The sequence below is a fragment of the Pantoea sp. CFCC18179 genome, assembly GCF_059412405.1.
Genome location: NZ_JBNBPM010000007.1, coordinates 117,215 through 142,294 on the forward strand (window position 1 = coordinate 117,215; position 25,080 = coordinate 142,294).

Annotated in this window: 24 protein-coding genes and 1 riboswitch; of the genes, 17 read left to right on the forward strand and 7 right to left on the reverse strand. The window is 55.2% G+C overall.

The features are described from left to right. Positions 1 to 2 precede the first annotated feature (2 nt). The gene (locus ACPUC7_RS14830) at positions 3 to 815 is read right to left on the reverse strand and encodes an ABC transporter permease (protein WP_343553402.1); all 813 of its coding nucleotides are present in this window, start codon (positions 813 to 815) and stop codon (positions 3 to 5) included. Positions 816 to 829: 14 nt separating this feature from the next. Next, positions 830 to 1,888: a putative urea ABC transporter substrate-binding protein gene (locus tag ACPUC7_RS14835; RefSeq protein WP_494923495.1), complete on the reverse strand. Its 1,059-nt coding sequence runs from the start codon at positions 1,886 to 1,888 to the stop codon at positions 830 to 832. 63 nt (positions 1,889 to 1,951) lie between these two features. Further along, a riboswitch (guanidine-I (ykkC/yxkD leader) is annotated at positions 1,952 to 2,046 on the reverse strand. A gap of 407 nt (positions 2,047 to 2,453) precedes the next feature. Here ACPUC7_RS14835 and ACPUC7_RS14840 point away from each other — a divergent pair. The 12 genes from ACPUC7_RS14840 to ACPUC7_RS14895 all read left to right on the forward strand — a co-directional run bounded on the left by ACPUC7_RS14840 (position 2,454) and on the right by ACPUC7_RS14895 (position 15,831). After that, positions 2,454 to 3,176: a FadR/GntR family transcriptional regulator gene (locus ACPUC7_RS14840; protein ID WP_343553400.1), complete on the forward strand. Its 723-nt coding sequence runs from the start codon at positions 2,454 to 2,456 to the stop codon at positions 3,174 to 3,176. After that, entirely contained in the window at positions 3,173 to 4,168 is a 996-nt protein-coding gene (locus ACPUC7_RS14845) for an ABC transporter ATP-binding protein (RefSeq protein ID WP_494923496.1), read from the forward strand. Before ACPUC7_RS14840 ends, ACPUC7_RS14845 begins: the two co-directional genes overlap by 4 nt. Beyond that, positions 4,165 to 5,226 (forward strand): ABC transporter ATP-binding protein, encoded by a 1,062-nt coding sequence (locus ACPUC7_RS14850; protein WP_494923497.1) that lies wholly within the window; start codon positions 4,165 to 4,167, stop codon positions 5,224 to 5,226. The genes ACPUC7_RS14845 and ACPUC7_RS14850 overlap by 4 nt, the downstream gene beginning before the upstream one ends. Positions 5,227 to 5,242: 16 nt before the next feature. Beyond that, entirely contained in the window at positions 5,243 to 6,760 is a 1,518-nt protein-coding gene (locus ACPUC7_RS14855; RefSeq protein WP_494923498.1) for an ABC transporter substrate-binding protein, read from the forward strand. Positions 6,761 to 6,777: 17 nt separating this feature from the next. Further along, entirely contained in the window at positions 6,778 to 7,719 is a 942-nt protein-coding gene (locus tag ACPUC7_RS14860; RefSeq protein WP_343553396.1) for an ABC transporter permease, read from the forward strand. Between the two features lie 2 nt (positions 7,720 to 7,721). Beyond that, complete coding sequence (locus tag ACPUC7_RS14865) at positions 7,722 to 8,603, forward strand: ABC transporter permease (RefSeq protein WP_494923499.1); 882 nt, start codon at positions 7,722 to 7,724, stop codon at positions 8,601 to 8,603. Positions 8,604 to 8,612: 9 nt separating this feature from the next. After that, positions 8,613 to 10,211 (forward strand): gamma-glutamyltransferase family protein, encoded by a 1,599-nt coding sequence (locus ACPUC7_RS14870; RefSeq protein WP_494923500.1) that lies wholly within the window; start codon positions 8,613 to 8,615, stop codon positions 10,209 to 10,211. A 183-nt stretch (positions 10,212 to 10,394) separates the two neighbouring features. Then, a complete protein-coding gene (locus tag ACPUC7_RS14875; RefSeq protein WP_343553393.1) occupies positions 10,395 to 11,108 on the forward strand; it encodes a DUF3053 domain-containing protein in 714 nt (237 codons plus the stop codon). A gap of 471 nt (positions 11,109 to 11,579) precedes the next feature. Continuing rightward, the gene (locus ACPUC7_RS14880) at positions 11,580 to 13,514 is read left to right on the forward strand and encodes a PTS mannitol transporter subunit IICBA (RefSeq protein WP_343553392.1); all 1,935 of its coding nucleotides are present in this window, start codon (positions 11,580 to 11,582) and stop codon (positions 13,512 to 13,514) included. 93 nt (positions 13,515 to 13,607) lie between these two features. After that, positions 13,608 to 14,756 (forward strand): mannitol-1-phosphate 5-dehydrogenase, encoded by a 1,149-nt coding sequence (gene mtlD, locus ACPUC7_RS14885; RefSeq protein WP_494923501.1) that lies wholly within the window; start codon positions 13,608 to 13,610, stop codon positions 14,754 to 14,756. A gap of 59 nt (positions 14,757 to 14,815) precedes the next feature. Continuing rightward, positions 14,816 to 15,361: a mannitol operon repressor MtlR gene (mtlR, locus tag ACPUC7_RS14890; protein ID WP_343553390.1), complete on the forward strand. Its 546-nt coding sequence runs from the start codon at positions 14,816 to 14,818 to the stop codon at positions 15,359 to 15,361. A 107-nt stretch (positions 15,362 to 15,468) separates the two neighbouring features. Further along, the gene (locus tag ACPUC7_RS14895; RefSeq protein WP_343553389.1) at positions 15,469 to 15,831 is read left to right on the forward strand and encodes a YibL family ribosome-associated protein; all 363 of its coding nucleotides are present in this window, start codon (positions 15,469 to 15,471) and stop codon (positions 15,829 to 15,831) included. 6 nt (positions 15,832 to 15,837) lie between these two features. Here ACPUC7_RS14895 and ACPUC7_RS14900 read toward each other — a convergent pair whose 3' ends face one another. The 3 genes from ACPUC7_RS14900 to ACPUC7_RS14910 form a co-directional block, all read right to left on the reverse strand. After that, on the reverse strand, positions 15,838 to 16,800 hold the full coding sequence (locus ACPUC7_RS14900; protein ID WP_494923502.1) for a VirK/YbjX family protein: 963 nt from the start codon (positions 16,798 to 16,800) through the stop codon (positions 15,838 to 15,840). Between the two features lie 189 nt (positions 16,801 to 16,989). Then, positions 16,990 to 17,607 (reverse strand): superoxide dismutase [Mn], encoded by a 618-nt coding sequence (sodA, locus tag ACPUC7_RS14905; protein WP_494923503.1) that lies wholly within the window; start codon positions 17,605 to 17,607, stop codon positions 16,990 to 16,992. Between the two features lie 158 nt (positions 17,608 to 17,765). Further along, on the reverse strand, positions 17,766 to 18,791 hold the full coding sequence (locus ACPUC7_RS14910) for a LacI family DNA-binding transcriptional regulator (RefSeq protein ID WP_494923504.1): 1,026 nt from the start codon (positions 18,789 to 18,791) through the stop codon (positions 17,766 to 17,768). Positions 18,792 to 19,084: 293 nt separating this feature from the next. On the opposite strand from ACPUC7_RS14910, the gene ACPUC7_RS14915 reads away from it, so the two are divergent. From ACPUC7_RS14915 to alsE, 4 genes are read left to right on the forward strand one after another with little or no spacing between them, the layout of a single operon-like run. Continuing rightward, a complete protein-coding gene (locus tag ACPUC7_RS14915; RefSeq protein WP_494923505.1) occupies positions 19,085 to 19,525 on the forward strand; it encodes a PTS sugar transporter subunit IIA in 441 nt (146 codons plus the stop codon). An 18-nt stretch (positions 19,526 to 19,543) separates the two neighbouring features. Continuing rightward, a complete protein-coding gene (locus ACPUC7_RS14920; protein WP_494923506.1) occupies positions 19,544 to 19,810 on the forward strand; it encodes a PTS sugar transporter subunit IIB in 267 nt (88 codons plus the stop codon). Positions 19,811 to 19,853: 43 nt separating this feature from the next. Next, on the forward strand, positions 19,854 to 21,113 hold the full coding sequence (ulaA, locus tag ACPUC7_RS14925; RefSeq protein WP_343553383.1) for a PTS ascorbate transporter subunit IIC: 1,260 nt from the start codon (positions 19,854 to 19,856) through the stop codon (positions 21,111 to 21,113). Between the two features lie 50 nt (positions 21,114 to 21,163). Further along, positions 21,164 to 21,844 carry a D-allulose 6-phosphate 3-epimerase gene (alsE, locus tag ACPUC7_RS14930; protein WP_494923507.1) on the forward strand — a complete coding sequence of 227 codons (681 nt, stop codon included), beginning with the start codon at positions 21,164 to 21,166 and terminating at the stop codon, positions 21,842 to 21,844. Positions 21,845 to 21,913: 69 nt separating this feature from the next. Here the strand turns inward: alsE and ACPUC7_RS14935 are convergent, their stop codons facing one another. Continuing rightward, positions 21,914 to 23,254, reverse strand: a complete 1,341-nt coding sequence (locus ACPUC7_RS14935; protein WP_494923508.1) for an aspartate aminotransferase family protein — start codon at positions 23,252 to 23,254, stop codon at positions 21,914 to 21,916. A gap of 174 nt (positions 23,255 to 23,428) precedes the next feature. Here ACPUC7_RS14935 and ACPUC7_RS14940 point away from each other — a divergent pair, with 174 nt between their 5' ends. Further along, positions 23,429 to 24,205: a DeoR/GlpR family DNA-binding transcription regulator gene (locus tag ACPUC7_RS14940; protein WP_494923509.1), complete on the forward strand. Its 777-nt coding sequence runs from the start codon at positions 23,429 to 23,431 to the stop codon at positions 24,203 to 24,205. On the opposite strand, the gene fdhD is transcribed toward ACPUC7_RS14940, so the two are convergent. Beyond that, positions 24,202 to 25,044: a formate dehydrogenase accessory sulfurtransferase FdhD gene (gene fdhD, locus ACPUC7_RS14945; RefSeq protein ID WP_494923510.1), complete on the reverse strand. Its 843-nt coding sequence runs from the start codon at positions 25,042 to 25,044 to the stop codon at positions 24,202 to 24,204. The two genes, ACPUC7_RS14940 and fdhD, sit on opposite strands and share 4 nt — an antisense overlap. Between the last annotated feature and the right edge of the window lie 36 nt (positions 25,045 to 25,080).

The window sequence follows — 25,080 nt, forward strand, 5'->3', positions numbered from 1 at the left end:
CCTTATTTCGCGTGATACCACGGCCAGCAGCGACGGCTAATCAGCCGCAGCAGCAGGTCGAGCAGGAAAGCCAGCAGCGCAATCCACGCCACGTACGGCAGAATCACGTCCATCGCCAGATAACGCCGCATCAGGAAGATGCGATAGCCCAGCCCTTCGGTGGCGGCGATGGCTTCTGCCGCAATCAGGAACAGCCACGCCGACGCCAGCGACAATCGCACCGCATCAAACAGGCGCGGCATCAGTTGCGGCAGAATCACCCGCCACATGATTTGCGCGCTGTGGCCGCCAAGGGTTTGCGCTTTTACCAACTGCTCACGCGGGATTTTCTGCACCTGCAACTGCAAATCGCGGGTAATCAGCGGCGTGATGCCGATAACAATCAGCACCACTTTTGACACTTCTCCCAAGCCAAAGCAGATAAACAGAATCGGCAGAATCGCCAGCGGCGGCACCAGCGCGAACAGCGTCACCAGCGGTGCCAGCACCGCACGCACCACCGGTAGCGCGCCGGTAAACAGACCCAACGCTAACGCCAGCAATGCGCTGATCAACACGCCGCTGAGTAAACGCAGCAGACTGGCGAAGGTGTCGCTCCACAGCAGATATTCGCCGGTGCGCGGGCTGGGCTGAAACGCCATGCGGCTGATGGCATCGCCCATCGCGTTAAAGCCCGGCAATAACTTATCGGCGGCATTGAGGCTGAGACGCGCATCCGACGCGAACAGATAGGCCAGCAGCACCGCCAGCAGCGGCAGCAGGCCGAGCAGCAAACGTCCCAGCGGCAGCGGTTGGTAGTTGATCAACTTACGCATCGGCATCGCCTCGCTTACAGCTGCCCGTCGGCGGCCAGTTTGGTGTACTCATCGGTGAAGCGCAGTTTGAGGTTATCGGCGTTACCCCAATTCCCGGCAGGCGTTTCCACGCCAACCACATCAGCGCTCGGCGCGCCCTCGCCCAGCAAACCGTGCTTGAACGAGAACTCAGCAACCATCTGCATGGTGGCTTTCAGTTGTGGGCTATCAACGAAATCGAGGGTGGTTTTGGCATCGCTAAACAGATGGGTGGCGGCAAGCTGCTGATCGAAGCCCGCCAGATCGGTGCCGGAAGCCTGCGCCATTTGCGTACGTGCGGCTTTGGCGCTGTCGGTCGGGCCAGACATGGTTTTCAGCGTTTCATACCACGCACCGGTCAGCGCTTTACCCAGTTGCGGATACTTTTTCAGCGTGGCGGTATTCACCACCAGCAGGTCGAGAATTTCGCCCGGAATTTGCGCCGAGGAGAAAATCAGATGGCTGTTCGGCTGCTTCTCGGCTTCGGCTAACAGCGGGTTCCAGGTCACGATGGAGTGCACATCATCGGTGCCAAACGCCGCCACTAAATCCGCATCGGCGGTGTTCACTACTTTGACGTCTTTCTCGCTCATGCCGGATTTTTCCAGCGCGCGCCCCAGCAGGTAATGCGAAACCGAAAGCTCGACCAGATTGATCGGTTTGCCCTTCAGCGCCGAGATGTTGCCTGCGCCTTTCAGCAAAATGCCGTCATTGCCGTTGGAGTAATCGCCGACGATCAGCGCGGTGCTATCGACGCCGCCGGTAGCCGGAATGGTCAGCGCATCCATGTTGGTCATGGTGCAACCGTCAAAACCGCCAGCGGTATATTGATTCACCGATTCGATGTAGTCGTTGACCTGCACGAACTGGATGTCGATGCCGTATTTGTCGGCCCATTTTTTGACGATGCCGCTTTGCTGCGCGTAATCCCACGGCATCCAGCCCGCGTAAATTGACCAGCAAATCTTGAAGGAGGGTTTGTCGGCGGCCAGCGTGTTGACGCTGAACAGCGCGATGGAGCAAAGCAACAGCAGGCGGAGGCAGGCTTTCATCATGATGATTCCTCTGGCGTTAACGGGCGAAAAAATAGCAGGAGGCGGCGAGCAACGATCTCGCTTTCCTCCCGGGCTTTTTTCCCGCCGTGTAACCGTCAGAGGACGGTCGGTCACTCTCGGACCAGCATCTTTCGATCGGAACCCTAGTGACCCATTGCAAATTGTCTGGCGACGTCGGTTGCCCGCTATCGCTCCTGCATCTGCGTTAACACATACAAAATAGATGCCAATGTTATATCCATCTGAAAAACATTAACTATTTTCGGAACGCTCATCGCCACGTTACCGCTATTGCACAGATAAGCAGCGTGCGCGCACCACCGTGAAGCAGCGCGACATGGCGGAAGTTGACACGCCTCGCAATTCTTAACGGGCACTGAAAAAACTTTTACTTAGCGATCATGAGGTTATTACACATTCATGACAGCCCAATCCGAACCAATTAAATATTGGTTCACTTCTTGCCTACGCTAAGAAAGCGACCGCATGCGCCTTTCATCAGGAAAAGTGCTGGATACGCGGCGATTACCGATCTTTTTCTGATGCATAAACAGGCGAACCAATCATGAATGACACGCCAGAAACCAGCCGCAACTCCAGCACAGCGCTTGAGCAGCTGCGCCAGCTGATTCAGCAGCAGGAGCACACGCCCGATCGCGCGCTGCCGACCGAGCGTGAATTAGCCGAGCGCTTTGGCGTCGGTCGTCGTGAAATCCGCCGGGCGTTGGATGTGCTGGAAGAAGAAGGCCGCATCTGGCGCAAACAAGGCAAAGGCACTTTTGTTGGTCCGGCCGCGCCGGTGCAACCGCTGGTGCTACAGGATTTGCCGCAGCAATCGAATCTCCTCGAAGTGATGGAAGCGCGTTTGCAGTTGGAGCCAGGGCTGGCAAGTCTTGCCGCCCTGCGCGCCACCAAAGAGCAGATCGCGCTGATGAAGCGTCTGCTGGAACGCATGCACGGCATTACCGCGCCGGAAGATGGCGATCAGCATGAATTATGGGACAGCGCCTTTCACCGCGCCATCGCCGAGGCGGCGGGTAATCGTCTGATGCTGGGCCTGTTTGATGCGATTGATGCGGTGCGCCGCGATCCCGGCTGGCAGCATTTTCGCGTGCAGGCGCGCACTCCGGCGCGCCTCGATATCTACGACGACCATCATCAGCGCTTGGTGAATCACATCGCCCAGCGTCAACCGCATGAAGCGGCGGCGGCGATGCGTGAACACTTGCTGACGCTGCAACAGGCGCTGATGGAAACCCTGTATTCCCACCGTGAGGAGATGCCATGAGTGCCCATCCCGTTTTATCGCTGCGCAATTTGCGCGTGCAGTTTCGCGGCTCGCCCGTCACGGTGCTGGATGATATTTCTCTGGTGCTGCATGCCGGCGAAACGCTGGCGTTGGTGGGCGAATCGGGCTGTGGCAAAAGCATCACCTCGTTGACTTTAATGGGTTTGCAGCCGGACAGCGCGCAAATCTTGCAGGGCGAAATGCAGTTTGATGGCCGCGATCTGCGCCAACTCAGTCGCGACGACTATGCCAGCTTGCGCGGCAATCAACTGGCGATGATTTTTCAGGAACCGATGACCTCGCTCAATCCGGCCTTCACGTTGGGCGATCAGCTGAGTGAAGCGGTGATGCGTCATCGCAAAGTCAACAAACGCCAGGCGATGGCAGCAGCATTGGCGATTCTGCAAAAAGTACAAATCCCGGCTCCAGAACTGCGCTTAAAAGCCTATCCGCATCAACTTTCTGGCGGCATGCGGCAACGCGTGATGATTGCGATGGCGTTGATTAACCAGCCAAAACTATTGATTGCCGACGAACCGACTACCGCGCTCGACGTCACTATCCAGGCGCAGATTCTGGCGCTGCTTAACACGCTAAAACAGGAAACCGGTACTGCGGTGCTGATGATTACCCACGACCTCGGCGTGGTGGCGGAAGTGGCTCAGCGCGTAGCGGTGATGTACGCCGGACAAGTGGTGGAAAGCGGCAGCGTTGAGCGCATTTTCAACGATCCACAACATCCTTACACCATTGGTTTGATGGGATCGATTCCCAGCCTCAGCGCCCGTGAAGGCGCGCTGGCGACCATTCCCGGCCAGGTGCCGTTGCCAGAAAACATGCCCGCTGGTTGCCGCTTCGCCACCCGTTGTCCGTTCGCCGAAACGCGCTGCCATCACAGCCGCCCAACGCTGCGCGCGTTGGCAAACGATCATCAGGTCGCCTGTTTTCGCGCGCCATTAGAACAACACGTCACGCTGGGAGAGATTGCATGAAGCCGATTTTAGAGTGCCGCGATTTAAGCAAAACCTTCTCCGGCGGCAATCGCCTGTTCAGCCGCAATCGTGGCGTGACGGCGGTCGATCGCGTTTCGTTGCAGGTGATGCCTGGCGAAACGCTGGCGATTGTCGGCGAATCGGGTTCCGGTAAATCCACACTTGGCCGTTTGCTGCTGCGTTTACTGGCCGCCAGCGCCGGTGACGTATTTTATCAGGGCGAAAGCATCACCGATGCCAGCGGCGCGCGGCTCAATCAGCTGCGTCGAGAATTGCAGATCATCTTTCAGGACCCGTTTGCTTCCCTCAATCCGCGCATGACAGTGCAACAAATTGTTGGCGAGCCGCTATGGCTGCACGAAAAAATGCGCCGCGATCAGCGCCATGCGCGCGTGGCGGAACTGCTGCGCACCGTGGGTTTGCCTGCGGCGTGGGCGGAACGTTATCCGCACGAATTTTCCGGCGGTCAGCGCCAGCGCATTGGCATCGCCCGCGCGTTGGCATCACAGCCAAAATTATTGCTCGGCGATGAACCGGTGTCCGCGCTGGATGTGTCGGTGCAGGCGCAAGTGGTCAACTTGCTGGAGAACCTGAAACAGCAGTTTGGCCTGACGATGATCATCGTGGCGCACGGTTTGGCGGTGATCCGCCATATGAGCGATCGCGTGGCGGTGATGTATCTCGGCCAGATTGTTGAACTGGCGAGCGTCGATGAGATTTTCGATGCGCCGCTGCATCCGTATACCCAAGCGCTGATCGCTTCCGCGCCGCAAATGCAGCCCGGCGTCAATCGCACCATTCCGATGTTGCAGGGCGATTTGCCGAATCCGGCCGATCCGCCGAGCGGCTGCCGCTTTCACACCCGTTGCCCTTACGCCACCACAGAATGCCGCCAGTTTGAGCCAATCAATCAGGTGCTGAGCGGTGGCCGTCAAATTGCCTGCCATCGCTGGCAGGAGATTAATCGCGATCGCAGCGTCATCACTCTTGCGCCGCCTTCCGCCGCCTTTTTACGTCGCCGCGCCCTGTTTGAGCAGGCGGTGAATCAGCAAGCCTAACCTCTGGAGATACACCGTGAAGCAAGCTCGTCATACGTTATTAACCGCCCTCAGCGGCCTGTTATTGCTCGGTGCTAGCGCACACAGTCAGGCTGATAGCGTGATTCGCATCGGTTTGGGTGCCGATCCCGATATGCTCGATCCGCATCTGGCGCGCACCTACTACGGCCGTTTTGTGTTTGCGGCGATGTGCGATCGTTTGGTCGATGTTGATCAAAACCTCAAAGTAATCCCGGGCCTCGCCACCGATTGGGCGTGGAGTGACGACGGCAAAACGCTGACCATGAATCTGCGTAGCGGCGTGACCTTCCACGACGGTGAAAAATTTGATGCAGAAGCGGTGAAATTCAACATTGAGCGCGCGCTGACGCTGCCGGGTTCACTGCGTAAGAGTGAGATATCTTCAATTGAGAGCGTCGAAGTCAGCGGGCCGATGCAGGTGAAATTCCACCTGAAAAACCCGGATGCGGCGCTGCTTAGCCAGTTGACCGATCGCGCGGGTGCGATGCTGGCACCAGAAGCGGCGAAGAAGCCTGATTTCGCCGCCCATCCGGTGTGTTCCGGTCCGTATCAATTTGACAGCCGCGTGCAGCAGGATCGCATCGTGCTGAAGCGCTATGAAAACTACTGGAACAAAGGCGCGTACCACTTCGACAAAGTGATTTTCCTGCCGATTCCTGATGCGTCAGTACGCCTGGCGAACCTGCGCGCGGGCGATCTCGATCTCACCGAAGGCGTGGCCGCCAGCGATGTGAAAACCGTGGAAAGCGACAGCAAGCTGGCGCTGGCGAAAGTCACCGGCCTCGGTTATCAAGGCATCACCTTCAACATCAACAACGGCAAAGTGGACGCCAACAGCCCGTTGAAAGATGCACGCGTGCGTGAAGCCTTCTCGCTAGCAATCGATCGCGATGCGCTGAATCAGGTGGCATTCGAAGGTTTGTACACGCCCGCCAATCAGGCGTTTTCGCCGGTTAGCCCGTATCACGTCAACATGCCGATTGCCGCACGCGATGTGGAAAAAGCGAAAGCATTGCTGAAGGCCGCAGGCGTGACCACGCCGCTCAATCTGACGCTGCTGGTGAGCAACAACCCCACTTCGCAGCAAGTCGGCCAGGTGATTCAGGCGATGGTCGGCGAAGCAGGCTTCAACCTCAATCTGCAAATGAGCGAGTTCGCCACGCTGCTGGATCGTCAGCAACGCGGTGATTACCAACTCAGCTTGTCCGGTTGGTCTGGTCGTCCCGATCCGGATGGCAGCATCTACTCATTTATCAACAGCAAAGGCACGCTCAACGATGGGCGCTACAACAATCCACAAGTGGATGAGTGGCTGAATGCCGCACGTTTGACTAACGACCAGGCGCAGCGCCAGGCGTTGTACAGCAAAGTGGTGAATCAGCTGCAAAGCGATATGCCGATTGCTTACCTCTACTTTGAGCCGCGCATTTTCGGCATGTCGAAAAAATTGCAGGGCTTTAAAGCCTGGCCGGACGGATTGGTGCGTTTGGCTGGCGTGAGTCTGGCGCAGTAAACCGCTAAGGAGCGAGGATGCTGGAACTGATTGTAAAACGGCTGCTGCTGGCGATTCCGACGCTGTTGCTGGTGAGCATTATGGTGTTCGCGCTGCAAAAGCTGCTGCCGGGCGATCCGGTACTGGCGATGGCGGGCGAAGAGCGTGATCCAGCGGTCATCGCCCAGCTGCGCGCCGAATACCACCTGGATGATCCGATTCCCACGCAATATTTTTCGTGGATTGGTAACGCGCTGACCGGCGATCTCGGCATGTCGCTGCGCACCAAAGAGCCGGTGACGTCGCTGATCGCCAGCAAATTGCCGGTGACGCTGGAGTTGTCGTTGCTGGCGATGATTATCGCGCTGGTGATCGGCATCAGCATGGGGATTATCGCCGCGGTGCGCAAAGACAGTTGGGTCGATCACACCACCAACTTTGTTGCGCTTTCCGGGATTTCAGTGCCTCACTTCTGGCTTGGTATTCTGCTGATTCTGCTGTTTTCGGTGCATCTGCAATGGTTGCCGGCATCGGGATTTGTGCCAATCAGTGAAGACGTGGCGCAGAACCTGAAAACGCTGTTGCTGCCCGCGCTGGTGCTCGGCACGGGATTGGCCGCCACGCTGATGCGCCATACGCGCGCCTCGATGATTTCGGTGCTGAAGGCCGATTACATCCGCACCGCGCGCGCCAAAGGTTTGCTGAGCGGCAAAGTGGTGCTCAAGCATGCGTTTCGCAATGCGCTGATGCCAATCGTCACGCTGACCACGCTGCTGTTTGGTGAATTGCTGGGCGGCGCGGTGTTAACCGAACAGGTTTTCACTCTGCCCGGCTTCGGCAAGATGATTGTCGATGCGGTGTTTAACCGTGATTACGCCGTGGTGCAAGGCGTGGTGTTGGTCGTAGCGATTGGCTTCCTGCTGCTCAACCTGCTGGCCGACGTGTTGTATCTGTTAATCAACCCGAAAATGCGAGGCTAATCATGAGCGAAGTGTTAACGGCTGGCGCGCTGCCCGTGGCGGCCAAGCCCAATCGCCGGGTGTTGAAAAAGTTTCTGCGTAATAAAAGTGCGTTAATTGGCGCGGTGATCGTGCTGCTGTTTGTCGCGGTGGCGTTGCTGGCTCCGTGGCTGGCGCCGTTTGATCCGATCAAAGCCAATTTCCTCGCAGTGCGCAAAGCACCGTCAGTGCTGCACTGGTTCGGCACCGATGAACTGGGACGCGATATTTTGTCGCGCCTGGTTTGGGGCTCACGCACCTCGCTGCTGGCAGGCTGTATTTCGGTGATGATCGCCATTCTGATCGGCGTGCCGCTTGGGTTGATTGCCGGTTACTGGCAAGGCTGGTGCGACGGCATTATTTCGCGCTTTATTGAAGCCTTGCTGGCCTGCCCATTCCTGATTCTGGCGATTGCGCTCGGCGCGTTTCTCGGCCCAAGCCTGTCGAATGCGATGATTGCGATTGGTTTATCCGCCATGCCGATTTTCGCTCGTTTAACGCGCGGCCAGGTGATCGCCATTCGCCATGAAGAGTACATCGACGGGGCGCGAGCAATCGGTTTGCCCGATCGCTGGATCATCCTGCGTTACGTGTTGCCTAACGTGCTGTCGCCGATTCTGGTGCAGGCCACGCTGGCGATTGCTTCCGCCATCATCACCGAAGCCAGCCTCTCTTTCCTCGGTCTCGGCCAGCAACCGCCTTCGCCTTCATGGGGCGCAATGCTGAACACCGCTAAAGGCTTTCTCGAACAGGCGCCGTGGATGTCGATTTTCCCCGGTCTGGCTATTTTTCTTACCGTGCAGGGCTTCAACCTGCTGGGCGACGGCTTGCGCGACGCGCTCGATCCGCGCAATGACTCACATTAAGGAACCCTCATGAGTGAACTGGATTTTAACGTCAGCTATGCCTCACACCGCGTGCCAATGATGGGACGCAATGCGGTCGCCACCTCTCAGCCGCTGGCGGCGCAGGCCGGGATTCGCATGCTGCAACAGGGCGGCAATGCAGTAGATGCGGCGATTGCCAGCGCCATGGCGTTAACCGTGCTGGAACCTACCGGCAACGGTATCGGCAGCGATGCGTTTGCGATTATCTGGGACGGCAAAAAGTTGCACGGTTTGAATGCCTCTGGCCGTTCACCGGCGGCGTGGAACCCGGAACGCTTTGCCGGATTGGACGCTATGCCGGAAATTGGCTGGGAAGCGGTGACCGTACCGGGCGCGGTTTCTGCGTGGGTAGAATTGGCTGAACGCTTCGGCACGCTGCCGCTCACTACGCTGGCGCAACCGGCGATTGAGTATGCGCGCGACGGTTTCCCGGTTTCGCCGCTGATTGGGCATTTGTGGCAGCGCGGCTACAACAAGCTGAAAGATCAGCCAGGCTTCACCGCCTGTTTCGCGCCGGAAGGCCGCCCGCCGCACGCCGGTGAGCTGTACCGCAATCCGGCGCAAGCGGCCACTTTGCAGAAAATCGCTGAAACCCGTGGCGAAGCGTTTTATCACGGCGAGTTGGCAGAGAAGATCGTGGCGTTTGCCCAGCAACACGGTTCGGCGCTCAGTCTCGACGACATGAAAAATCACCGTGCCGATTGGGTGGAACTGTTATCGCGACCGTTCGCCGGGGGTTCGGTGCAGGAGTTGCCGCCAAATGGTCAGGGCATCGCCACGCTGATTGCGCTCGGCATTCTGGAGCAGTGGGATATTGGCCGCTATGAGCCGGATTCGGCGCCGTGGCTGCACCTGTCGTTCGAAGCGATGAAGCTGGCGCTGGTTGATCTGGAACGCTACGTTACCGATGCCGATCATCTGGAATTCCCAGCGGAATTGCTGTTGAGCGATGAATACCTCAAGCAGCGCGCGCAGTTGATTAATCCCGATCAGGCCGGAGATTTCAGCTTTGGTTCGCCCAAACAGAGCGGCACGGTTTATCTCTCCACTGCCGATGCCAGCGGCATGATGGTTTCCTTTATACAATCGAACTACATGGGCTTTGGTTCTGGTGTGGTGGTGCCGGAAACCGGTATCAGTTTGCAGAATCGCGGCTGCGGTTTCTCGCTCGATCCGCAACATCCCAATGTGGTGGCAGGCGGTAAACGTCCGTTCCACACCATCATTCCCGCCTTTGCATTAGATGGCGACGGCCAGCCGCTGATGTCGTTTGGCGTGATGGGCGGCCCGATGCAGGCGCAGGGACATCTGCAAATGGCGTTGCGCGTGATGCTGCATAAGCAGAATCCGCAGGCGGCGATTGATGCGCCGCGCTGGCGCGTGGTGCAAGGGCGCGAAGTGGTGGTTGAGCCGGGTATTGACCGCAATGTGTTGGCGAAGCTGCGCGAAATGGGGCATCACATCACGTTGGAAGATCCGCTGCTCGGCTATAACTTCGGCGGCGCGCAGGCGATTGTGCGCGATCCGCAAGGTTTCTATATCGCTGCTACCGAAAGCCGCAAAGATGGGCAGGCGCTGGTGTATTAATTTTCGCTTTGTGGCGGTCACCATAAATGGCGACCCTACAAAACCAGCAATTTCCACGTAGGGTGCGCATTAATGCGCACCATGCTTAGCGCTCCCGTTGTACAGCTCATGTCATTGCACTATTCTTTAGGACCTTTCTCACCGAATCGAATAGTGCCATTTTGTCACGACAGGAGTTGAAACATGGCGTCAGGAATTAACCGCATCTGGATGCGTATTGGGATGCTGATGGTTGGCACACTCATTGTGCTGCAACTCACTGCCTGCGGCGACAAAGAAGGCGATCAGCGTAAAGCGTTTAGCGATTTCCTTCAGAACACCGTGATGCGCAGCGGCGAACATCTGCCAAGCCTGAGTGAGAACCAGAAACAGACCTTCGGCAACTACGCTAGCGATTACGCCATCCTGTATAGCTTCTCACAGCAGGCCAATCAGGCAATTGAACAGGGTATGCGTCCGGTTGTGGACGAACTGGCAGCGATTCACGTGCCGCAGGATTATCTCACTCGCCGTGATAGCTTGCGCCAGGCCAGCGGCAATCTGAATGTGCTGACTCAGCAGATTCAAAGCGCCAAAATGCAGGCCGACAGCAGCAAGGCCACGCTGAAGCAGCCAGACGACCTGAAGAAAGTGTATGACGCGGCATATACCAAAGTGGTGACGCAGCCAGCCGGTACGCTGATTCCACTGTTGCCACAATTGCAGGCGTTGAGCCAGGCGGCGGTGCAAACCGGCGATTATCTGCAATCGCAGGGTTCACGTGTGAGCTTTAACGACAGCGGCGTGCAGTTCCCGACTCAGGATCAAGCGACGCAGTACAACACGCTGATGAGCAATCTTTCCAGCAATGCACAAGCGCTGACGCAAGCGCAGAATGCGGTGCAAGGCGGATTGTAAAATCCCCGGTGAAATTGCATTAGCAGGCGGCCAAATGGCCGCCTTTTTCATTTTGCCATCCGCTCGCCGTTTTTCAGATTTTCGTCACTTCCTTACAACGTTCTTTTCTGCATCGCCATTGTGTGATCTGGCGCATTTATGACCACAAATTGTTTGTGATCACCATCACATTTATGGAACAAACCAGCAACCTAGAAAGGTGACTTAAGTCACATTCATCGCCTTGATTTGCTTAAAAATTCGTCATCGTTGCTTTCTTACAACGCTTTTTTGTGATCAGCATCACTTTATCGCACCCCTCTTACCCCGAATTAGCGTGATCTATATCACACTTAGCCAGTGCTCTACGCAGCGTAATAAACTAGTGCTAGAGTCCGCGTGCATACAGTAATGCCACGGCCCCCGCCGTAACGTTCAAACAAAAACAAACGCGCTCTCTTATTGCGGCGCGTCTCAATAAGGGGTGGGTTTATGTCCTCATCAGTAAAGGTCAAGGTTCAGAGCTTTGGTCGCTTTCTGAGTAATATGGTGATGCCTAACATCGGTGCGTTTATCGCCTGGGGTATCATCACTGCGCTGTTCATCCCAACCGGATGGATTCCAAACGAAACGCTGGCGAAACTCGTCGGCCCAATGATCACTTATCTGCTGCCACTGCTGATTGGTTTCACCGGTGGACGTCTGGTAGGCGGCGACCGCGGTGGCGTGGTCGGTGCGATCACCACCATGGGCGTGATCGTCGGCGCCGATATGCCGATGTTCCTCGGCTCAATGATTGCGGGTCCGCTGGGCGGCTGGGCGATCAAATCTTTTGACCGCGTTGTTGATGGTAAGATCAAAAGCGGCTTCGAGATGCTGGTTAACAACTTCTCAGCCGGTATCATCGGTATGCTGTTGGCGCTGCTGGCGTTCCTGGCAATCGGTCCATTGGTTGAAGGTCTGTCACATATCCTCGCCGCTGGCGTGAATCTGATGGTGCAGAACAACCTGCTACCGCTGACGTCGATCTTTGTTGAACCGGCGAAAATCCTGTTCCTCAATAACGCCATCAACCACGGTATCTTCTCTCCACTGGGCATCCAGCAGGCGAGCGAAGCAGGCAAATCCATCTTCTTCCTGATTGAAGCGAACCCAGGCCCAGGTATGGGCGTGCTGGTTGCCTACATGATGTTTGGTCGCGGTAGCGCTAAGCAATCTGCTGGCGGCGCCGCGATCATCCACTTCCTTGGTGGTATCCACGAAATTTACTTCCCGTACGTGTTGATGGCGCCACGCTTGCTGCTGGCAGTTATCCTCGGCGGTATGACTGGCGTGTTCACCTTGACGCTGCTGAACGGCGGTCTGGTATCTCCAGCTTCTCCGGGTTCTATCCTGGCAGTGCTGGCGATGACGCCAAAAGGCGCTTACTTCGCTAACATCGCGGCGATTATCGCGGCATTTGCGGTCTCCTTCGTGGTCTCTTCTATCCTGCTGAAAACCAGCAAAGTGAAAGAAGATGACGATATCGAAGCGGCAACGCAGCGCATGAAAGACATGAAAGCGCAGTCGAAAGGCCAGGCCGTTGCCGGTTCTCCGGTTGCGGGTGACGCAAACAGCGTTGATGTGGCTCATGTACGTAAAATCATCGTCGCTTGCGATGCTGGTATGGGTTCAAGTGCGATGGGTGCGGGCGTGCTGCGTAAGAAAGTGCAGGATGCCGGTCTGAGCAACATTTCCGTCACCAACAGCGCGATTAACTCGCTGCCAGGCGACGTCGATTTGGTGATTACTCACCGCGATCTGACGGAACGTGCGATGCGTCAGGCACCGCAGGCGCAGCACATTTCGCTGAACAACTTCCTTGATAGCGCGCTGTACAGCAATCTGACCGAACGTTTAGTGGCGGCCAACCGCAGCGAAACGCATCGCGAAACCGTACAGACTACGCTGGCTGACAGCTACGACGAAGGCAACGCGCACCTGTTCAAACTGGGTGCAGACAACGTGTTCCTCGGTCTGAGCGCCAGCAATAAAGAGCAAGCAATTCGCTTTGCCGGTGAGCAACTGGTGAAAGGCGGCTACGTGCAGCCGGAATACGTTGAAGCGATGCTGGAACGTGAAAAGCTGACGCCAACCTACCTCGGCGAGTCTATCGCAGTGCCGCACGGTACGGTTGAAGCGAAAGATCGCGTGCTGAAAACTGGCGTGGTGTTCTGCCAATATCCAGCGGGCGTGCAGTTTGGTGAAGAAGCTGAAGATGTGGCGCGTCTGGTTATCGGTATTGCCGCACGCAACAACGAACACATCCAGGTGATTACCAGCCTGACCAACGCGCTGGACGATGACAGCGTGATTGAGAAGCTGGCAAACACCACCAGCGTGCAGGACGTGTTGGATCTGCTGTCTGGCAGCACCGTCAAAGCGTAATTCCAGGTTTTACCTTCCCGGGGGCGGGCAAGCCCGTCCCATTTTTCGGGGCGGATTTGCCCGCCCTTTCGTCATTTGATATGGGTCAAATTTATGAAAGCGTTACATTTTGGAGCAGGTAACATTGGTCGCGGTTTTATCGGTAAGTTGCTGGCAGATGCCGGGATCGAACTGGTGTTTGCTGACGTCAATCAAGTGGTACTTGATGCCCTTAACGCCCATCATGAGTATCCGGTTCATGTGGTTGGCGAGCAGGCGAAAGTCGAAATCGTAAGAGGCGTCAGCGCCGTAAACAGCACCAGCGATGACATTGTGACGCTGATTGCTGAGGTTGATATCGTTACCACCGCGGTGGGCCCGCAGATTCTCGAGCGCATCGCCGGTGGCGTGGCCAAAGGCCTGGCCAAACGCAGCGACAACGGTAATGCCCGCCCTCTCAATATCATCGCCTGTGAAAACATGGTGCGTGGCACCAGCCAGCTCAAACAGCATGTGCTGAAAGCGCTGCCAGAGCAGTATCATGCGTGGGTTGAAGAGCATGTTGGCTTCGTCGATTCGGCGGTAGACCGCATCGTGCCACCTTCTGAAGCTGGCACCACCGATCCGCTGGAAGTCACCGTTGAAACCTTCAGCGAGTGGATTGTGGATAAAACCCAATTCAAAGGCGACTTGCCAAACATTCCGGGCATGGAACTGACCGATAACCTGATGGCTTTCGTGGAGCGCAAACTGTTCACTCTGAACACCGGCCACGCCATCACCGCCTATCTCGGCCAGTTAGCCGGTCACGCAACCATTCGTGATGCGATTCTGGATGAAAAAGTGCGTGCTGTGGTGCAAGGCGCGATGCAGGAAAGTGGCGAAGTGCTGATCAAGCGCTACGGCTTTGAAGCGGACAAACATGCGGCGTATATCCAAAAAATCCTCACGCGTTTTGAAAACCCGCATCTGAAAGATGACGTTGAGCGTGTCGGCCGCCAGCCGCTGCGTAAACTGAGCGCCGGCGATCGTTTGATCAAACCGACACTCGGCACCATTGAATACAACCTGCCGCACGCCAATCTGGTGCAAGGCATTGCCGCCGCGATGCACTATCGCAGCGATGCCGATCCGCAGGCGCAGGAACTGGCAACCTTACTGGCAGATAAAGGTCCGCAGGCCACGTTGGCAGAAGTTTCTGGTCTGGATGCCAATAGCGAAGTGGTCACCTCAGTGGTGAGTGCTTACAACGCTATGGCATAATGCGCGCCCTTTAGTGGTTAACTCGGGCACGTTTTGTGTCCGCTGGCGGTAGCTGAACGATGCAGGCAATAATGGAAGAGAAGCAGGCTTTTGAAAACCGGGTGCTTGAGCGCCTGAACGCCGGTCGTTCGGTGAGAAGCTTCCTGATCGCCGCCGTTGAGCTGTTGACTGAAGCGGTTAATCTGCTGGTGCTGCAAGTGTTTCGCAAAGACGATTACGCGGTGAAATACGCCGTTGAGCCGCTGCTGCTGGGTGATGGTCCGTTAGGCGAACTCTCGGTTCGCCTGAAATTGATTTACGGTCTTGGCGTGATCAATCGCCATGAATACGAGGATTGTGAACTGCTGCTGGCGCTGCGCGAGGAGCTGAATCACGACATCAGCGATTACCGGTTTACCGACGATGAAATCCTCGGCCCGTTCGGCGAATTGCACTGCGTGGTCGCCTGGCCGCCACAGCCCGACTTCAATCGAGACGATGATGATTTGCGCGTCATGCAGCAGCAACGTTATCTGCAGATGGTGCGTTCAACCATGGTGCTGTCGCTCACCGAACTGATTTCCCGCATTTCGCACAAACAGGTGTTTAAAAAGCCTGCGATGTGATTTCCCCGGTCGCCATTCATGGCGACCTGCTTTACGAAACTGCCACGCTGCAAAAGCACGCAGATTTGTGTATCCTTTGCCTGTTTTCCTTAACGAGTTTTCCCCCAATGAAAGAACAAGAAAAAGCCGAGATCAAACTGCTCAGCGACCAGCTGGATGCATTGAATCGCAAAGAAGCGCCACTGCTGGCGTCCGGTGATGCCGAGAAACTCGGTGAACTGCTGCGTGAAAAAGAGAAGCTGGAGCTGGAAATTGAGCGTCTGCGCAATGTACGCACCGAGAAGCTGAGCAAAGAAGCACAACAGTTGCAGAAACTGGGCTTTAGCCGCGAAATCACTAAAAAAGAACAAGCCAACATGGGCGCATTTAAGAAAAGCGTGCGCGGCTTGGTGGTGGTGCACCCAATGACCGCGCTCGGACGTGAGATGGGACTGAAAGTGATGACCGGCTACGCGAAGCAGCCGTTCTAAACTGAGTTACGCGGCGTGTGACACGTCGCGTTCGATGCCCGCAGCCTGAGCAACTTGTTGATTCAGGCTGTCCAGCAAGGCATAGCGACGGCGATATTCGGCGCGCTTCTTGCTGGCAATCTCTTCCAGATCTTTACGCTCAACGCGCAGCGGCAACGCAAAAATCTCATCCTCACGCGCCACGCCACCCAGCGATAACCAGAACTCGCTGTAGCTGGCAAAGAACTTATCGCCTTTGCTGTGACGATAACGCAGGCTGCGGAATACGTGGGTGTTATCACCGACCGCGCAGATCGCAGCAACGTGGCACATTTCCGCTAAATTAAATACCGCTTCCATCAGCAAACGTTTTGGGAATACGCCGTGTGCCGCTTTAGTGGCATCACGAATCACATCGTTAGAAATATGTTTGCGCGGCCCCTGCAAACCACCAATTAATAATGTGCGCTGGTGGTGCTCATTAATAATTGAGAAAGATAATGACGCAATCAACACCGTTTCATAGCGCAGTTCCAGAGTCACTTCGCCTTCACGATCGAAACGTCCTGGGCAGCAATGAATAACAAATGCCTCGCCATTTTTGCCCTCTAAATTAGCCAACGGATTGTCGCCTGGGCTTTGTAACAGCTGGCGCAGCGTGACGTTATCCAGTTGTTCCATCAAGGTATAATGGTCAATGATCGCCTGCGCACGCTGTGCCACACTGAAGCCTGCTCGCAAATAGGGACGATGGGGTTTCGCCGGCAGTAAACCTTGTACGGTTAATAACTGCGGCAGCGCGGATAGTTTCGCTAATTGGTTAAGGTAACTAAAAGTAGTTATAGGAAACACTAACGACCTTAAGGCAAATTTCGTGCGAAAGCTTGTGCTATTCCAAAGTTTATTCGGCCTGAACTTTCCGCTTATTAACGGCAAAAACAGCGGTGCTGACGAATCATTATTCGTCACAGAAGTTGTGATAATAGACATGATTATTTAGGCTTTGCGAGACGGATTGCCGCCAGTATATGCCCCAAATTATCAACGGCAGGTTAATAGCTTTCGCAGCGGTATCATCAGGTAGGAAAATAGTGACTTCGTTTAGTAAAGGTTTAGTTAAGACGAAAAAAAACCGGCGACTCAGTCACCGGTTTGCATGCAGTTGGCTCGCGCCGGAACTTACTTAGCAGAAGCGAAACGTGCCGCTGCTTCGTCCCAGTTCACTACATTCCAGAAAGCTTTGATGTAATCAGGACGTTTGTTCTGATACTTCAGGTAGTAAGCGTGTTCCCACACATCCAGACCAATGATTGGGAAGCCAGAAACGCCAGCGACCGCTTCACCCATCAGCGGGCTATCCTGGTTTGCGGTAGAAACCACAGCCAGTTTGTCACCTTTTTTCACCAGCCACGCCCAGCCTGAACCGAAGCGAGTGGTAGCGGCTTTCTCGAACTCAGCCTGGAAAGCTTCAACGCTGCCGAAATCTTTTTCGATGGCAGCTTTCAGCTCGCCTTGCAGCGAGGTGCCCAGTTTCAAGCCTTTCCAGAAGAAGCTGTGGTTAGCGTGGCCACCGGCGTTGTTACGCAGTGGACCTTTTTTGTCTGCTGGCAGCTGATCCAGTTTAGCGATCAGTTCTTCAACCGGCAGGTTAGCGAATTCGGTACCTTCCAGCGCTGCGTTAGCGTTGTTCACGTAAGCCTGGTGGTGTTTAGAGTGATGGATTTCCATCGTCTGCTTGTCGAAGTGCGGTTCCAGTGCGTCGTATGCGTACGGCAGGGATGGCAGTGAATAACTCATGTTCTTCCTCTCCATTTAGTGTTTTGCAGCACCACCGATCGGGTGGGCCGCGTAAGCAGTCGGATCATTATAGTTAAAAACATGATCCGTAAAAGGGTTATCAATGCCTTAGAATTGATAAGGATTTGAAGAATCTGGAAAAAGGTGCGCACGCAGCGCTACACCTTGTGCGTGCTGGCGCGCAGCTTAAGCTGCACCGCTAACTCGTTGATGGCCGGTGGTTCATCGCCTTTAAGTGCCGACAACAGACGTTTGCCCGCCATGCGCCCCATCTCTTCATACGGCAACACAATGCTGGTGAGCGGCGGCGAACACACCGCTGCGATGGGCCCGCCGCCAATGCTGGCAATCGCCAACTGGCTGGGGATGGCGATGCCCGCCGCATGACACGCCATCACCGCGCCACATGCCACTTCATCGCTGGTACAAATCAGCACATCCAGCTCCGGCCAGGTCAGGCGGATCTCCGCCAGCAAGCTATGTCCGGCTGCGAAAGTCGGCATTTTCGGCGATGTCACTACGCGATGCGGCGCCTGATTCATCGCCAACATGCCGCTGTGCCAGCCGTTCAACAGTTGGCGGAAAATGGTGTTGTTGCTATGCGTGCACAGCAAACCGAGGTTGCGATAGCCGCGCTCGACCAGGCTTTGCACCAGTTGGCGAATCGCTTTGGCGTAATCAACCCCAATGCTAATGCCCGCTGAATCCTGATGTACGCCGCCAATATCCATCACCGGCAAGCCGGAATTACTCAGCAGCCGGTGCGCTTCCGCCGCGTTATCAAAATTGAAATGCACCATCGCCGCCGGATTGTAGGAGAGCAACATTTCGATCAAATGGCTCTCTTCCGCCGCCGAGTGATTGGCTTCCGCCAGCATCATGTTGTAACCCTGCGGTCGTAACACTTCCTGCAACGCTTCCGAGACAATCGCACTGCCCGGCGTGGCGAAAGATGGCACCACCATGGTGATCAGCCGCGAGGTCGCCGACGCCAGATTGCTCGCCTGCACGTTCGGTACATACGAAAGCTCAGTGACTGCGGCATCAATTTTGGCGCGAATTTCAGGCGAGACCTTCTCCGGCATGCGCAAAGCGCGTGATGCCGTCATGGTGCTGACGCCGACTAAACGGGCGACATCGGCCAGGGTGCTTTTGCCGGTGCTGCGCCGTCTTTTTTCTGTCATGCCATCTCCTGTCTCACTCGCCTTTTTTGCCAGGACGCAGCTTAAAACCAAAAGTGTTAACGCGCTATGTTAAAAACCACAGATTCGGGCATCCCTCACCTGTTAACGGTTTAAGTAAAGCCGAGCATGTCAGGCGCTTGCAACAATGACAAACGCACCTAGCAAAAATGTTAGCGATAACACGTTTTTTAACAAACTCCGTGTTAGCGCTAACTTTTGCGACAATCATCACAGAAAGTGGGCGAGAAAATAACCTACATTGCACTCCATCGACGAATAAACAGGAATTACTGATGCTCACTCAATGGCTCACCCCGCAACACATTCGCGTAGTCAAGCAGGTTAGCGACTGGCAGGAAGCGGTGCGCTTATCCGCAGAACCGCTGCTGGCTGAAGGGGCCATCAGCCCGGCTTATCTCGACGCCATCTTTACTTCGCATGCCGAACTCGGCCCGTATTACGTGTTGGCACCCGGCCTGGCGATGCCGCATGCCCGACCAGAACAAGGTGCACGTAAAAACGGTCTGACGCTGCTGCACGTGAAAAATGGCGTGAGCTTTCAAGCCGATGAAAACGATCCGGTTTATGTGGTCATCATGCTGTGTGCCGTTTCGGGCGACGATCATATTCAGATGATCACTGCCTTAGCGGATGTCTTCAGCGACGAATCCCGCCTACAGCAATTGCTGTCGGCTTCCACCCTGCCAGCGATCGAAGCTGTCATTAAAAATTAATCACCAGAGAATTTAAAAATGAAAAAAGTATTAATTGTGTGCGGAAATGGTTTAGGCAGCAGCTTTATTGTTGAAATGAACGTGAAGAAGATTGTCGCTGAATTAGGTAAAGAAGCCGAAGTCGGCCATACCGATTTGACTTCAGCGAAATCTGAACACGCCGATTTAATTATTGCCGCTAAAGATATCGCCGATAATCTGGCAGGCCACAGCGCGAAAGTCGTTGGCCTGAGCAATTTATTAGACAATGCAAAAATTAAAGAAATTCTGGCTGAAAACCTCTAATTACGTCGCAAGCTAAGTACGCGTTACTCATACGGAGTAAGTTATGCTGCAATTTATTATAAAGGATGTTCTCGGAACACCCGCAATACTTGTCGGCCTTTTTTCCCTGTTTGGTTTATTGCTGCAAAAGAAACCGGTGTCTGATGTTATTTCCGGTACGCTTAAAACCATCATGGGCTTTGTTATTCTCATCGCCGGGGCCAACTTAATTGCGGCCACCTTGACCATCTTCAGTCAGCTGTTTGAACACTCCTTTAATATTCAGGGCGTGGTGCCAAACACCGATGCGATGGCTGCGCTGGCTCAGAAAAGTTACGGCACCGAAACCGCGATGATCATGGTATTCGGTATGCTGGTTAACATTGTGCTGGCGCGCATTACCCCGTTGAAATACATCTTCCTGACTGGTCACCATACGCTGTATATGTCGGCGATGCTGGCGGTAATCTTGTCGGTTGGCGGTGTGCATGGTTTCTGGCTGGTGCTGATCGGTTCGCTGATTCTCGGCACCATGATGGTGGTGTGCCCGGCGATCTTGCAGCCGTTCACGCGCAAAATCACCAACTCAGATGACCTGGCGCTCGGCCACTTTGGTTCAACCGGTTATCTGCTGTCGGCGTTGGTCGGCAAAGTGGTCGGTAAAGGCAGCCCGTCAATTGAAGAGCTGAAAGTCCCGAAAACCCTCAACTTCCTGCGCGACTCATCGGTAGCGATCTCGCTGACCATGATGATTCTGTTTATCGCGCTGGTGTTGGTGGCAGGCAAAGAGTTCACCGAAAGCGTCAGTGGCGGTCAGAACTACATCGTGTTCGCCATCATCCAGTCAATCACCTTTGCCGCGGGCGTTTACATCATCCTCGCCGGTGTGCGTATGGTAATTGCCGAGATCGTGCCAGCCTTTAAAGGTATCGCCGATAAATTGGTACCCAACGCCAAACCGGCGCTGGATTGCCCAACCGTATTCCCGTTCGCACCGAATGCGGTGATCATCGGCTTCCTGTCGAGCTTCTCCGCCGGTCTGATCAGCATGTTCCTGTGCCCGCTGTTTGGCTTGAGCGTTATCGTGCCGGGCTTAGTGCCGCACTTCTTCTGCGGCGCCACCGCAGGCGTTTACGGCAACATCACTGGCGGCCGTCGCGGCGCGATTATCGGTGCCTTTGTGCAAGGTCTGTTGATCTCCTTCCTGCCAGCGATTTTGCTGCCGCTGATGGGCGATCTGGGCTTCGCATCCACCACCTTCGGTGATGCCGACTTCGGTATCGTCGGTATTGTTCTCGGCCACATTATTTCGTTCTTCCATTGATGTCAGTAACAGCGCCTGCGGGCGCTGTTGTTGTAATGAGGATAAATAACATGAACGCCAAATTTTCACCGTCACTAATGTGTATGGATTTAACGCGTTTTCGTGAGCAAGTTGAAGCCATGAATAGCAAAGCCGCGTTTTATCATGTCGATATTATGGATGGCAGCTACGTTAAAAATATTACGCTGTCGCCGTTCTTTATTGAGAATCTGCGTAAAATTACCGATGTGCCGATTGATGTGCATTTAATGGTGAATCATCCGGAAGATATTATTCCGATGTGTATTGATGCCGGAGCCGATGTGATTAGCTTCCATCCAGAAACCGCCAATAATAAAATCTTCCGCCTGCTAACGCAGATTAAAGATGCCGGTCGCCGTTGTGGCGTAGTTTTAAATCCCGCCACGACAGCAGATAGCATTCGCGAATATGCGCATCTGCTGGATAAAGTCACGGTGATGTCGGTTGACCCTGGTTTTGCTGGTCAGAAATTTATTCCGGAAACCTTGAATAAGATTCGCCAGTTAATCGCGATGCGTGAAGAGCACGGTTATCACTATCTGACGGAAATTGATGGTTCGTGCAATGCGCGCACCTTTAAACAAATCGCGGCGTCCGGCGTGGATGTGTTTATTGTCGGCACATCAGGTTTGTTTAATCTGGATGATGATGTGGCGCAGGCATGGCAGAAGATGGAAAACATTTTCGCCGAAGAAACCGCAACAGCGTAATGTGTAGGGTCGCCATTCATGGCGACCGTTTAAATAAACGCACCTTCTTCATGGCGACCTGGTTTACGTTTATCGTCCCAACTCAGTCAACGACTTATCCAGCGCACCCACCAGCCAATCGATATCCGCTTCCTGGAACGCCAACGGCGGACGCAATTTCAGTACGTTGCCATACGGGCCGGCCACCGACGTGAGCACACGGTGCTCGCGCAGCTTCTCAATTAAATCCAGCGCCAGGGCTTTATCTGGCGTTTTGCTGGCGTGATCTTGCACCAACTCAAAGCCAATAAACAGGCCTGCGCCACGCACATCGCCAATCGATTCATGGCGATCCATCAGCTTCTGCAATTCAGTCAGCAGTTTGGCGCCGACCACGCGGCTGTGCTCCTGCAAACCTTCTTCTTTTATCACTTGCAGCACTGCTTGCGCCGCCGCCATCGCCACCGGATTGCCGCCAAAGGTGTTGAAGTAAGGAATCTCATCGCTGAACGCCGCCAGCACATCGCTTTTCGCCAACAGACCAGAAACCGGAATGCCGTTGCCCATTGGTTTGCCGGTGGTCACCACATCCGGCACCACGCCGTGACGCGCAAAACCCCAGAACGCATCGCCGGTACGACCAAAACCAGGCTGCACTTCATCGGCGATGAAAATACCGCCGTTAGCATGCACCACATCAACGGCTTTTTGCAGGAAGCCGCGCGGATTCGGCAACACGCCATCAGAAGAGAAAATCGAATCAGCGAGGAAACCAGCAAACTTAATGCCGTGCGCTTTCATATCATCGATCTGCTTCTGGATTTCATGGGCAAACCACTCGCCCAAATCCGGCGCATCCACGCGATAAGCATCCGGCGGCGACACCAAACGCGTGGTCGCCGCCAGCGGTTGTCCGCTGCCAAGTGCTGGGGATACGCCTGACGTCAGATCGCTGGTGCCGTGATACGCCTCTTGCGAAACGATAATGCCGGTGCCGCCACTGAAAGCGCGCGCCACGCGAATCGCCAAATCGTTGGCTTCTGATCCGGTGCACATATACATGGCGCGATCGATGGCGTCTGGCGTGGTGGCTAATAATTCTTCGGTGTAATCGAGGATACGTTCGTGCAGATAACGCGTATGCGTATTCAGCATTTTCATCTGCTGATTTACCGCCTCAATCACCGCCGGATGGCAGTGACCAATGCTCGCCACGTTGTTATAGGCGTCCAGGTATTTATCACCCGCCGCATCCCACAAATATTGCCCTTCGCCGCGCACTAAGTGCACCGGCTTGCGGTAAAACAGGCGATACGACTCGCCCAACACTTTGCTGCGCTTATCGGTTAGTTTGCGGGTTGCCGCATCCAATCCATCGGCGTGCTCAGCACGAAAACTGTTGGTGTCCATGATGGTAGAACGTGTAGCCATGGTAACTCCCGTTGCGAAGGTGAAAGGGGTGCATGCGAAATAGCCATTGCGCATTATCATGCCTGCTTTGGCGACAAATGCAACCAAATACACAAATACAACCAAATACACATGACGCCGTGATGACACTCAGGTAAGCTTAGGCCCAGCTTGAACACGCCACAGGGAAAAGTCATGTTGCAGGAAATCCGTTTACACCGCATTCGCGCGCTGCTGACTACGCAGCATCAGCTCAGCACTGAACGCATCATCAAAGAACTCGGGATTTCCCGCGAGACTGCGCGGCGCGACATTATTGAACTGGAAGCGCAAGGATTGGCGCGGCGGGTGCACGGTGGCTTGATGGCGGTGGATAGCCAGCCGGAGCCGCCGTTGCAGGTGCGCCGCAACGCGCAGGCCAAAGAGAAACGCGCGATTGCCGTGGCCGCAACCCAGCATCTCCAGCCGGGCCAAACGCTGTTTCTTGATGCCGGCACCACCACCACCATGCTGGCAGAAGAGTTGCGCACCATGTCGGGCTTAACCATCATCACCAACAGCCTGCAAGCCGCGCTGGCGTTAAGCGCGGCGGAAGAGCATGAAAGTTTGAATAATCAGGTGATTTTGATTGGCGGCATGATGATGGCAGGCGCGCAGCAAACGCGCGGAGAATTGACCCTCGGCGAAATTTATCGTTATCGCGCCGATGTTGCGCTGCTCTCGCCAGTAGGCATTGAGGCGAAAAACGGTGCCAGCAGTTTTCATCCGCACGAAGCGGCGATTGCTCGCGCCATGGTGCAGCAGGCCAATCGCACCATTTTATTGGCCGATCACAGCAAGCTCGGCGTGGTTAGCCGCACGGTTTACGCCCCGATTGGCGAGATCGATCTGGTGATTTGCGACGGCGGCCCGGCTAAACCCGGCGCGCTCAGCGCCCTGCAACAGGCGCTGCCACAAGTTCAGGTGGTTTAACGTAAACGCTGCGGGTGACTATACACCGTGGCGCGTCCTGGCTTACTAAACCCTACCAGCGTTAAATTGCAGCGCTCGGCGACGTCCACCGCCAGTTGTGTCGCCGCCGAAACCGCAAACAAGATTTCCACGCCGCACATCGCCGATTTCTGCACCATCTCATAGCTGGCGCGGCTCGATACCAGCACCGCGCCCTGCTGCCACGCTTGTTGGCTGCGCTGTCCCAGCAGTTTATCCAGCGCCACATGGCGACCCACATCTTCGCAGCCGCCCTGCAATTGGCCGGCTGGCGACATCCACGCCGCCGCATGCGTACAACCGGTAAGATTGCCGATCGGTTGATAGTCGCGTAATTGCGCCAAACCCGTATCGAGATTAGCTAAATCAAAGGTTTGCGTGAACGGCAACGGTTGCAGCGGTTTGCCGATTTGATCGAGCTGCTCGACGCCGCACACGCCGCAACCGGTGCGTCCGGCCATCGCGCGGCGCTGCTCTTTCAGCGCCATAAAGCGACGGCTGGAGAGTTCGATCTGCACTTCAATGCCATTACAGCCCGGCACCACATCGATACCAAAGATTTCATCCGGGCGCGCAATAATGCCTTCCGAGAGCGAGAAACCTAATGCGAAAGTTTCCAGATCGTTCGGCGTTGCCATCATTACTACGTGCGAAATGCCGTTATACACCAGCGCAACCGGCACTTCCTGCGCCAGCCAATCATTTTCCGCAAGGCTGATATCACGCCGCTGTCGCACCTGCGCCTGCACCGCGCCTGAGATCTCATTCACATTACTGTGACTTTCTTGTTCCTTCTCTGTCACTTTTTTTGCCTCATGCAACAACCTTACTAAAGTAGTGGTATTATTAAGCCGCTA

Bases quoted from the DNA above. Each gene is read 5' to 3' on its own strand.
- ACPUC7_RS14830 (WP_343553402.1), bottom strand. From the start codon at position 815: ATGCGTAAGTTGATCAACTACCAACCGCTGCCGCTGGGACGTTTGCTG.
- ACPUC7_RS14835 (WP_494923495.1), bottom strand. From the start codon at position 1,888: ATGATGAAAGCCTGCCTCCGCCTGCTGTTGCTTTGCTCCATCGCGCTG.
- ACPUC7_RS14840 (WP_343553400.1), top strand. From the start codon at position 2,454: ATGAATGACACGCCAGAAACCAGCCGCAACTCCAGCACAGCGCTTGAG.
- ACPUC7_RS14845 (WP_494923496.1), top strand. From the start codon at position 3,173: ATGAGTGCCCATCCCGTTTTATCGCTGCGCAATTTGCGCGTGCAGTTT.
- ACPUC7_RS14850 (WP_494923497.1), top strand. From the start codon at position 4,165: ATGAAGCCGATTTTAGAGTGCCGCGATTTAAGCAAAACCTTCTCCGGC.
- ACPUC7_RS14860 (WP_343553396.1), top strand. From the start codon at position 6,778: ATGCTGGAACTGATTGTAAAACGGCTGCTGCTGGCGATTCCGACGCTG.
- ACPUC7_RS14865 (WP_494923499.1), top strand. From the start codon at position 7,722: ATGAGCGAAGTGTTAACGGCTGGCGCGCTGCCCGTGGCGGCCAAGCCC.
- ACPUC7_RS14870 (WP_494923500.1), top strand. From the start codon at position 8,613: ATGAGTGAACTGGATTTTAACGTCAGCTATGCCTCACACCGCGTGCCA.
- ACPUC7_RS14875 (WP_343553393.1), top strand. From the start codon at position 10,395: ATGGCGTCAGGAATTAACCGCATCTGGATGCGTATTGGGATGCTGATG.
- ACPUC7_RS14880 (WP_343553392.1), top strand. From the start codon at position 11,580: ATGTCCTCATCAGTAAAGGTCAAGGTTCAGAGCTTTGGTCGCTTTCTG.
- mtlD (WP_494923501.1), top strand. From the start codon at position 13,608: ATGAAAGCGTTACATTTTGGAGCAGGTAACATTGGTCGCGGTTTTATC.
- mtlR (WP_343553390.1), top strand. From the start codon at position 14,816: ATGCAGGCAATAATGGAAGAGAAGCAGGCTTTTGAAAACCGGGTGCTT.
- ACPUC7_RS14895 (WP_343553389.1), top strand. From the start codon at position 15,469: ATGAAAGAACAAGAAAAAGCCGAGATCAAACTGCTCAGCGACCAGCTG.
- ACPUC7_RS14900 (WP_494923502.1), bottom strand. From the start codon at position 16,800: ATGTCTATTATCACAACTTCTGTGACGAATAATGATTCGTCAGCACCG.
- sodA (WP_494923503.1), bottom strand. From the start codon at position 17,607: ATGAGTTATTCACTGCCATCCCTGCCGTACGCATACGACGCACTGGAA.
- ACPUC7_RS14910 (WP_494923504.1), bottom strand. From the start codon at position 18,791: ATGACAGAAAAAAGACGGCGCAGCACCGGCAAAAGCACCCTGGCCGAT.
- ACPUC7_RS14915 (WP_494923505.1), top strand. From the start codon at position 19,085: ATGCTCACTCAATGGCTCACCCCGCAACACATTCGCGTAGTCAAGCAG.
- ACPUC7_RS14920 (WP_494923506.1), top strand. From the start codon at position 19,544: ATGAAAAAAGTATTAATTGTGTGCGGAAATGGTTTAGGCAGCAGCTTT.
- ulaA (WP_343553383.1), top strand. From the start codon at position 19,854: ATGCTGCAATTTATTATAAAGGATGTTCTCGGAACACCCGCAATACTT.
- alsE (WP_494923507.1), top strand. From the start codon at position 21,164: ATGAACGCCAAATTTTCACCGTCACTAATGTGTATGGATTTAACGCGT.
- ACPUC7_RS14935 (WP_494923508.1), bottom strand. From the start codon at position 23,254: ATGGCTACACGTTCTACCATCATGGACACCAACAGTTTTCGTGCTGAG.
- ACPUC7_RS14940 (WP_494923509.1), top strand. From the start codon at position 23,429: ATGTTGCAGGAAATCCGTTTACACCGCATTCGCGCGCTGCTGACTACG.